General features: G+C 60.9%; 5 protein-coding genes and 1 pseudogene. 2 read left to right on the top strand and 4 right to left on the bottom strand.

Features of this window, described 5'->3' with window-relative positions:
• Nucleotides 1-150: 150 nt before the first annotated feature.
• Nucleotides 151-585 carry a thioredoxin TrxC gene (gene trxC, locus IQK56_RS06645; RefSeq protein WP_193864352.1) on the bottom strand — a complete coding sequence of 145 codons (435 nt, stop codon included), beginning with the start codon at nucleotides 583-585 and terminating at the stop codon, nucleotides 151-153.
• Nucleotides 586-821: 236 nt separating this feature from the next.
• Between trxC and IQK56_RS06640 the strand changes: the two genes are divergently transcribed.
• Together IQK56_RS06640 and IQK56_RS06635 are read left to right on the top strand one after the other, a co-directional pair.
• A complete protein-coding gene (locus IQK56_RS06640; protein ID WP_122306235.1) occupies nucleotides 822-1,118 on the top strand; it encodes a type II toxin-antitoxin system HigB family toxin in 297 nt (98 codons plus the stop codon).
• Nucleotides 1,115-1,516: a helix-turn-helix domain-containing protein gene (locus tag IQK56_RS06635; protein ID WP_122306236.1), complete on the top strand. Its 402-nt coding sequence runs from the start codon at nucleotides 1,115-1,117 to the stop codon at nucleotides 1,514-1,516. The genes IQK56_RS06640 and IQK56_RS06635 overlap by 4 nt, the downstream gene beginning before the upstream one ends.
• 5 nt (nucleotides 1,517-1,521) lie before the next feature.
• Here IQK56_RS06635 and selO read toward each other — a convergent pair whose 3' ends face one another.
• The 3 genes and pseudogenes from selO to IQK56_RS06620 form a co-directional block, all read right to left on the bottom strand.
• Nucleotides 1,522-2,985: a protein adenylyltransferase SelO gene (selO, locus tag IQK56_RS06630; RefSeq protein ID WP_193864157.1), complete on the bottom strand. Its 1,464-nt coding sequence runs from the start codon at nucleotides 2,983-2,985 to the stop codon at nucleotides 1,522-1,524.
• 83 nt (nucleotides 2,986-3,068) lie between these two features.
• A pseudogene (mscK, locus tag IQK56_RS06625) lies at nucleotides 3,069-6,416 on the bottom strand (mechanosensitive channel MscK); the annotation flags it as partial.
• Nucleotides 6,417-6,468: 52 nt separating this feature from the next.
• On the bottom strand, nucleotides 6,469-8,211 hold the full coding sequence (locus IQK56_RS06620; protein WP_099583744.1) for a potassium/proton antiporter: 1,743 nt from the start codon (nucleotides 8,209-8,211) through the stop codon (nucleotides 6,469-6,471).
• Nucleotides 8,212-8,345 lie beyond the last annotated feature (134 nt).

The raw sequence follows: 8,345 nt of genomic DNA, 5'->3' as shown, positions 1-8,345 counted from the left end.
AAATTCCCCGGTGCCAGGCTGGCAATACACCCAATGTGGGAGGGGGCTTGCCCCGATAGCAGTGTGTCAGCCAGCCTGTCCGGTACTGATCCACCGCCATCGGGGGCAAGCCCCCTCCCACATTTTGACCATAGTGTTAATAAGGTCGGGTCAGATGCCTTGGCTACGCAACCAACTCATCAACTGCGGCAACGGAAACGCGCCGCTCTGGCGAGCCACTTCGCGGCCGTTCTTGAACAGAATCAAACTGGGAATCGAGCGAATCCCCAACTGTGCCGACAACTGCTGATTGGCCTCGCTGTCCAGCTTGGCCAACCGACACTTGCCCTCCAGCTGCCCGGCCGCCTGTTCAAACACCGGCGCAAACGACTTGCACGGCCCGCACCAGTCGGCCCACACATCGACCAGAAGCGGCAGGTCGCCTTTGATCTGGCTGGCGTAATCGCCTTGTTTCAGCTCAAAAGGCTTATTCAACAACACCTGTTGCTTACAACGCCCGCATTTGGGCGCATCTCCCAGGCGTTCGCCGGGGATGCGGTTGAGGCCGTTGCAATGAGGGCAAGGGATGACGAGAGGTTCGGACATTGAGGGCTCCTTGGAAGTGGCCAATGGCACTGTATTTGGAGTCGGGGGCTAGGTTTATCAAGTCAGGCAGAAGCGACTCATCCGCTCACAGTTTTGCCCATGTCGAAGCGAGATTGTCTATCTAGGCTGCTAGAGCTGGTTTTGTCTTGAACCATTGGTCTGCTTGTGGCTATAGCAAATTGCGATAGTCGCAATTCGGGTTTAGCCTCCATAGCACGATGCGATAAGGATGTTGCATGCGAGTCATCAGTGAAAAAAGGATTTGGGAAGCAAAGGAAAAATGGCCCCGTTCCGCAGCGGCTTTGGATCAGTGGTATCGCATCATCAAGCGAAATTCCCCCAAAGACTTTGCGGCGATGAAAACCATGTTCCCCGCCACCGATAAGGTCGGAGCGGTTCATGTGTTTGATATTGGAGGCAACAAGCTCAGGTTGATTGCTCGCGTGGAGTATCAGGTGCAGCACGTTTACATCAAGCACCTGCTTGATCACCGCGATTATGAGAAAGACAAATGGAAGGAAAAAAACAGATGAGCGCGCTTATGCGAGTCGCGGTCGAACACTGGCAATTCGTTTCGCCAGTACTACGAAAGCCGGAAAACGAGGCAGACTACGACGCGATGGTAGGCTGCCTGGAAGAGTTATTGAGCCTAATCGGTGAAGATGAGGACAGCCCGCTGATGAGTTTGGTGGACATCCTCAGCGATTGGATCGAAGCCTATGATCATGAGCACCGGCCAATGCCCGTCGCCAGTGGTGTAGATGTGCTGCGCTATATGATGCGCGAGCACAACCTCACCCAGAGCGACTTGCCAGGCGTTGGTGCTCAATCGGTTGTGTCCGAAGTACTGAGCGGCAAGCGCCAGCTCAACGTGCGGCAGATTCGTTGGCTGGCGGAGCGTTTCGGTGTGTCAGTGGAAACCTTTATCTAAAGGTTTCACGACGAACAACTGATCTCCAAATGCTTGCCCCAATCCGGTGGCCGCTGTGCGTACTGTTCCATCCCCGCTTGCTCCTCAAACGGCTTGGAAAGCACCTCATGCAACCGTCGCACTTCGCTGTAGTCGCTTGATTCGGCAGCGGTGATGGCGTTTTGTGCGAGGTAGTTACGCAGGATGTACAGCGGGTTCACGGCATGCATCCTCTCGCGGCGCTGCTCCTCGCTGTAGTCCCCATCCCGTGCGACACGTTCCTTGTACTGCTCGGCCCAGGCGTCGAACCCGGCCATGTCGACAAAATCATCGCGCAACCGCGCTACGGCCAGCGCCGCAGACTCATCCCCCAGGCGGCGGAAGAACAGCGTGTAATCCACGCCGCTGTTCTGCATCAATTTCAGCAGCCGTTCCACCAGCTTCTGGTCATCCTCTTCGGCAGTGGTCAGCCCCATGCGTCGGCGCATCAAATCCAGGTAATGGGCCTGATACAGCGGCAGGTACAGGCCCAGCGCCTCCTTCAGGGCATCGACACTGATAAACGGCGTCAATGCCTGGGCCAGCGCGCTGAGGTTCCACTGGCCAATCGGCACTTGGTTGCTAAACGAGTAGCGCCCTTCATGGTCGGAATGGTTGCAGATGAAGTGCGCGTCAAAATCATCCAGAAACGCAAACGGCCCGAAGTCAAAGGTAATGCCCAGGATCGACATGTTGTCGGTGTTCATCACACCATGGCAGAAGCCATAGGCCTGCCATTTGGCGATCATCTCGGCATTGCGTTCGACGATTTCGCGGAACATCGCGAGGTAGGGTTCAGGCTGTTCCTTGCACTCGGGGTAGTGCAGTGAAAGCACGTGCTCGGCCAGTTCCGCCTGCTGCTCTGGTTTCTTGGTGTAGTAGAAATATTCGAAATGCCCGAAGCGGATATGGCTCGGCGCCAGGCGCAGCACCATCGCCCCGCGTTCCTGTTTTTCGCGCCATACCGGCGTGCTGGAGCCGATCACGCACAGCGCACGGCTACTGGGGATGCCCAGCGCGTGGAGTGCTTCAGAAGCAAGAAACTCACGAATCGACGAGCGCAAAACCGCACGGCCATCGCCCATCCGCGAGTAAGGCGTCATTCCGGCGCCCTTGAGGTGCAGGTCCCAATGCTCGCCGGCCTCGTTGTACACCTCGCAGAGCAACAACCCTCGGCCATCGCCCAGCTGTGGCGTATAGCCACCGAACTGGTGCCCGGAGTAGACCATCGCACGCGGCTCAGCTTCGGCCCACAGCTTGTGGCCGCCGAACAGCTCGGCAAATACCGGCGTTTCGGCCACTGCCGGGTCGAGGTCGAGCAGGGCCATGGCGGCATCGCTCGCCACGACAAGGCGCGGCTCGTCGAGGGGCTCGGGCAAAACGTGGGTTGAAAACGCGTCGCCCAGGCGTGCGAAGCGGTTGTCGAAGGTCAGTTCGTCGAGGGCTTTCACCGGCCATCTCCAGCAGAATGTCCGAGCATTCTGCTGGGGATAGGGCGTTTAGTCGAGTTTGCTCGTGGCGGTTCCGGTGCGTCGTCGACTTTGCCGGGCGGCGGCTCGGGGGCGTCCTGCTCTGCGGCAGGCGCGGCGATGGTCTTGCGATCATCCTCCACCGGCACCAGTTTGTACTCCTGGCCGTGCATGTTCTTGAGGTACACCTCCATCTGCCGGAACGAGATGTTGATGTGCTGCTTCTTGAACTCGCGGTTGATATAGCGGTTGACCTCGTCCAGCACCGGGTTGCGGTCACCGAGGTCGCGCACGTGCATGCGCAGCTCGTGGTCGAGGGTGCTTTCGCCGAAGTTGAGGAAGTACACGTGAGGTTCCGGTTCCTTCAGAACCCGTGGGTTTTCCCTGGCAGCCTTGAGCAGCAATTCCTTCACCAGGTCCAGATCAGAGCCGTAGTCCACGCCCAGCTTGAGGGTGACGCGGGTAATGGTGTCGGTCAGCGACCAGTTGATCAGTTGCCCGGTAATGAACGTCTTGTTCGGGACAATGATGTCCTTGCGGTCGAAGTCGGTGATGGTGGTGGCGCGGATGCGGATCTTGCTCACCGTGCCCGACAGGTTGCCGATGGTGATGGTGTCGCCGATACGCACCGGGCGTTCGAACAGAATCATGATGCCGGAGATGAAGTTGGCGAAGATCTCCTGCATGCCGAAGCCCAGGCCCACCGACAGTGCGGCCACCAGCCATTGCAACTTGTCCCAGCTCACGCCGAGGGTGGACAGGGTAGACACGAAGCCCACGCCGGCAATCACATAGGACAGCAAGGTGGTGGTGGCGTAGGCGCTGCCCTGGGCCAGATCCAGCTTGGACAGTACCAACACTTCCAGCAGGCCGGGCAGGTTGCGCGCCAGGGCGAAGGTGATGCCGATGATGATCAGCGCACCGAGCAAGTCGCCGATGCTGATAGGCACCATGCTGATATTCGCACCCGTGCCGCTGGTGTACTCGTACAGCGTGACGTTATCCAGGTAGGAAAACACCGAGATCAGGTCCGACCACACCCAGTACAGCGCGGCGATAAAGCCGCCGAGCAGGGCCAGGCGAATCAGGCGCATGGACTGTTCGTTGACCTGTTCGATGTCCAGGGTCGGTTCTTCGATCACGGCTTCGCCATCACCGGCTTCCTTGGCGGCCTGGCGTTTGGCCAGGGCTCGGGCATAGGCCAGGCGTCGGGCGGCGACGCCCAGGCCACGCACGAAGGTGGCTTCGATCACCAGCCAGAACATCAGCAGGTACAGGGTGTTGATCAACCGGTCGCTGAGTTTCAGGGCGGTGTAGTAGTAGCCGAAGCACACGGCAATAAACAGCGCGATGGGCAGTGCGGTAAACAGCAGGCCCACGGCTTTGCGGAACAGCGAGGCTTTTTCGTGGGTCGGGCTGTGCAGCAGCAGGCGCCCGAGCAGCCACGCCATCAGCGCATAGCACGTCAGGACCACGCCGATGCCCAACACGTCGTCGGCCAGTGCCGCCGGTTGATGCTCGGCAATCGCCACCACGGCCACCAGGGCCAGTACGACCAGGCCGAGTTTACGCACCCAGCCTTGCAGGAATTCGACCTGGGGTTTTTCCCAGCGAAAGTGCAGTTCCGCCACGCCGCCCGGCGCCAGGATGCGGTAGGCGGTGTAGAACACCAACCACGCCTGGGCGATCTGCAACAGCGCCGCGCCCAGGTTGGCGTTTTGCCCACGGGCGTCGATTTGCAGCGCATAACCGCACAGCGCCAGGCCCAGGGCTACCGGCATCGCCAGCAGGATATTCACCAGGATCGCCTGCGGCGTGTGCCACTGGCTGTCGCGCTTGAAGTGGCCGATGTCCTGGTGAACCTTTTTCAGGCGGGCGTACAACGCGGTGCGCCGCCACAGCAGGAAACCGATCAACAGCAACAGCGGCAGGAACAGCAACGGGCGCTGGGTCAGGCCGTCATACAGTTCGCTGACGCTGGAGGCCCAGGGCAGGGTGGTGACTTGCTTGCTCAGGTGCGCCGGCACAGTCTCCAGCCACTCGGTGTCCAGCGGCTTGTTGCTCGGGATCCAGAACATCTGCTCGTCGAGCGTGGCGCGCAGGGTGGTGGCGGTGCTGAGCAGTTGTTTCTGGTTGAGTTGCAGGGTGATGGATTCGTTGAGCAGTGCACTCAGCTCGCGGCTCAGGCGCTCCAACAGGTCGCTGCGGGTGACCGCCAGTTCCAGCAGGGTGCGGCGCAGTTGCGGGGTGACGTCGTCCGGTGGCTGGTTGGCCAGCAGGTTGTCGACATATGTGCTGGGGGAACTGATCAGCTCGCGTTGCTGGTTGACCTCGAACTGATACAGGCGAATGTTGGCAATGTCGTCGGCCAGGTCACGGTCCACGGTCAGGCGCGGCAGTGCCTGTTTTTGCTTATACAGAATCTTCGACAGCAGCAGGCTGCCCTTGAGCACGTTGATCTGCTCGTCCAGCGCCGAGTCGCTCTGGGTCACGGTGTCCAGTTGCTGCTTGGTCTGCAGGTTCTTCTGGGTCAGGTCGTTGAGGCGGTCGGTGCTTTTGAGCAGGTAGTCGGATAGCTTCAGGTTGGCCGCGCTTTCCGTGGCCAACAGGCTGCTGCCGCCGGCCTTTTGCGCCTCGATGGACTGCTGGGTCACGGTCTGCTGGGACTGGGCCAGGCGCTTCTGGTTGATCAGGGTCTGCAGGTCCTGGATCTCTTGTTCCAGGCGCGCGATTTTTTCCACCACCAGGTCATGCTGGCTGTTTCCCAGGTCTTGCAGCTGGCTGTTGCCGGCCAGTTCCTGGCGGCGCAGGGGGATCAGGGCGTTGAGTGCGGCCAGCTCGGCATTCAGTTGGTTGCGTTGGTCGCTGTTAAGGGCTTTGCCATTGTCCTTGCCGGCCTTGAGCGTCGAATTGATCTGCAGGATGCGCGTCTGGCTGCTGCTGATTTCGGTTTGGGCGCGTTCGGGGCGGGTCTGGGCGGCGATGGTCAGGCTGTTGGCTTCGGCCAGGTCTTTTTGCAGGTCGCCTTGCTGGGTGGTGCGCTGCACCAGCAATTGCTCAAGCTGCGGCACCGGCAGCGTGGCATAGCGCTGGGCCACCGGGATGATTTTGGTGGCCTTGAGCCGGGTCAGCTCGCGCTGGTTTTCGCTGGTCTGGCGCGGGGCATCTTCCAGCTGGCGCTTGAGGTCGACCAGGCGCTGCTCGTAATCCTGCTGGTTGCCCAGGTACGTGAGGGTCTGCTGCAGGATGGTTTGCAGCGCCTTCATGTCGGCGTCGGGCAGCTTGCGGTCGGGCAGCTTATCCAGGGTTTGCTGGATGGCATCGGCGCTGGGCGGGTCGGCGGCGTAGACGCTGCCGACACAAAGGGTCAGGCCCAGCAGGGCAGTGGCGAGAAACGTGCGCAGGGTTGGCATAGACACCGGTCTTGCAAGGTGAAGAATCGGGAGCGTGCTGTCGCTCCGCAGTTTAGAGGAAGAGTCCGGGGCCCGGGCGACTTCCTTCGGGGAATCTGACGCCCACTTTGCCGATCTTGTTCCCGTCCATGACCGCGACGGTCCAGATGGTGTTGTTCCATTCCACCTGGTCGCCGACGATGGGGGCGCCGCCGACTTTCTGGGTGATGAAGCTGCTCAGCGGCATGTCCGGATCGATGCCCTCCAGCTTCAGGCCGTACAGGGCCGAAACCGCGCCCAGCTGGGCGTCGCCTTCCAGCACGAAGTCGCCGAAGAAGCGCAGATCGAGGCCGCGTTGCGGTGCCTGGCTGAACAGTTTGCCGAGTGCCGGCAGGTTGTGTTCATGGCCGATCACACAGAGCAGATCGTCGACTTCCAGCACCGTGCTACCCGACGGATGGAGCAGTTGCTGGCCGCGGAACAGTGCCGCAATCCGCGTGCCTTCGGGCATTTTCAGTTCACGCAGGGCCGCGCCGATGCACCATTTTTCGGCGCCCAGGCGGTAGACGAACAGCTCCCACTCGCTGGTGACGTGCACTTCCAGGGCTGCGCGGGAGATCGGCGCCGGGTCCGGCGGTACGGTCACTTTCAGCAACTTGGCCACCCACGGCAGGCTGGTGCCCTGCACCAGCAGCGACACCAGCACGATAAAGAACGCCAGGTTGAAGTACAGCTGCGCATGGGGCAGGCCGGCCATCAGCGGGAACACCGCGAGAATGATCGGCACCGCGCCGCGCAGGCCGACCCAGGCGATAAAGCCTTTTTCGCGGCCATGGAAGGCCTTGAATGGCAGCAGGCCGACCATCACCGACAACGGCCGCGCAAACAGGATCATCCACAGCGCCAGGCCCAGGGCCGGCAGGGCGATCGGCAGCAAGTCATGGGGCGTGACCAAAAGGCCCAGCACCAGGAACATGCCGATCTGTGCGAGCCAGGCCATGCCGTCGAGCATATGCAAAATGCCATGACGGCTGCGCACCGGGCGATTGCCGATCACCAGGCCGCACAGGTACACGGCGAGGAAGCCGCTGCCGTGCAAGGCGTTGGTCAGGGCGAAGACGAACAGACCGCCGGCGATCACCAGGATCGGATACAGGCCGGTGGCCAGGTTGATGCGGTTGACCATCTGCAGCATCAGCCAGCCGCCGCCCAGGCCAACCATGCCGCCGATGCCGAATTCGCGCACCAGATGGGTCAGCAGGCTCCAGTGCAGGCCGGTCTGGCCGCTGGCGAGCATGTCGATCAGGGTGACGGTGAGGAACACCGCCATTGGGTCGTTGCTGCCGGATTCGATTTCCAGGGTGGCGGTAACCCGTTCGTTCAGGCCCTTGCCGCCGAGCAGCGAGAACACCGCCGCGGCGTCGGTGGAGCCGACAATCGCGCCAATCAGCAAGCCTTGAATAATATTGAGGTCAAACAGCCAGGCTGCCGCCATGCCGGTGAGGCCGGTGGTAATCAACACCCCCACTGTGGCCAGGGACAACGCCGGCCAGAGTGCCACGCGGAAACTCGCCACCCGCGTGCGCAAGCCACCGTCGAGCAGGATCACGGCCAGTGCGAGGTTGCCCACCAGGTAGGCGGTCGGGTAGTTGTCGAAAATGATGCCGCCGCCATCGACGCCGGCGACCATGCCCACGGCCAGGATGATCACCAGGATCGGGATCCCCAGGCGCGACGAAAGAGAACTCACCAGAATGCTCGCACTCACCAGCAACGCGCCGATCAAGAACAGGCTGTTGATGGTCGTCGCATTCAAAGGCAGTACTCCATAAGCAAACAAGACGGGACGCAAACTGACCATGCAGTCTGCGTGCCAGGGATTCTAACCTGTTGAATTGCGGTGCTGTCAAAAAGCTTTTTCTGATTTGCGCATAACTAAATGTGGGAGGG

This window comes from Pseudomonas cyclaminis, from assembly GCF_015163715.1.
Lineage (GTDB): Bacteria > Pseudomonadota > Gammaproteobacteria > Pseudomonadales > Pseudomonadaceae > Aquipseudomonas > Aquipseudomonas cyclaminis.
Note: the sequence above shows the minus strand (reverse complement) of the source record. Positions and strands in the feature narration are given on the sequence as shown.

Bases quoted from the DNA above. Each gene is read 5' to 3' on its own strand.
- trxC (WP_193864352.1), bottom strand. From the start codon at position 585: ATGTCCGAACCTCTCGTCATCCCTTGCCCTCATTGCAACGGCCTCAAC.
- IQK56_RS06640 (WP_122306235.1), top strand. From the start codon at position 822: ATGCGAGTCATCAGTGAAAAAAGGATTTGGGAAGCAAAGGAAAAATGG.
- IQK56_RS06635 (WP_122306236.1), top strand. From the start codon at position 1,115: ATGAGCGCGCTTATGCGAGTCGCGGTCGAACACTGGCAATTCGTTTCG.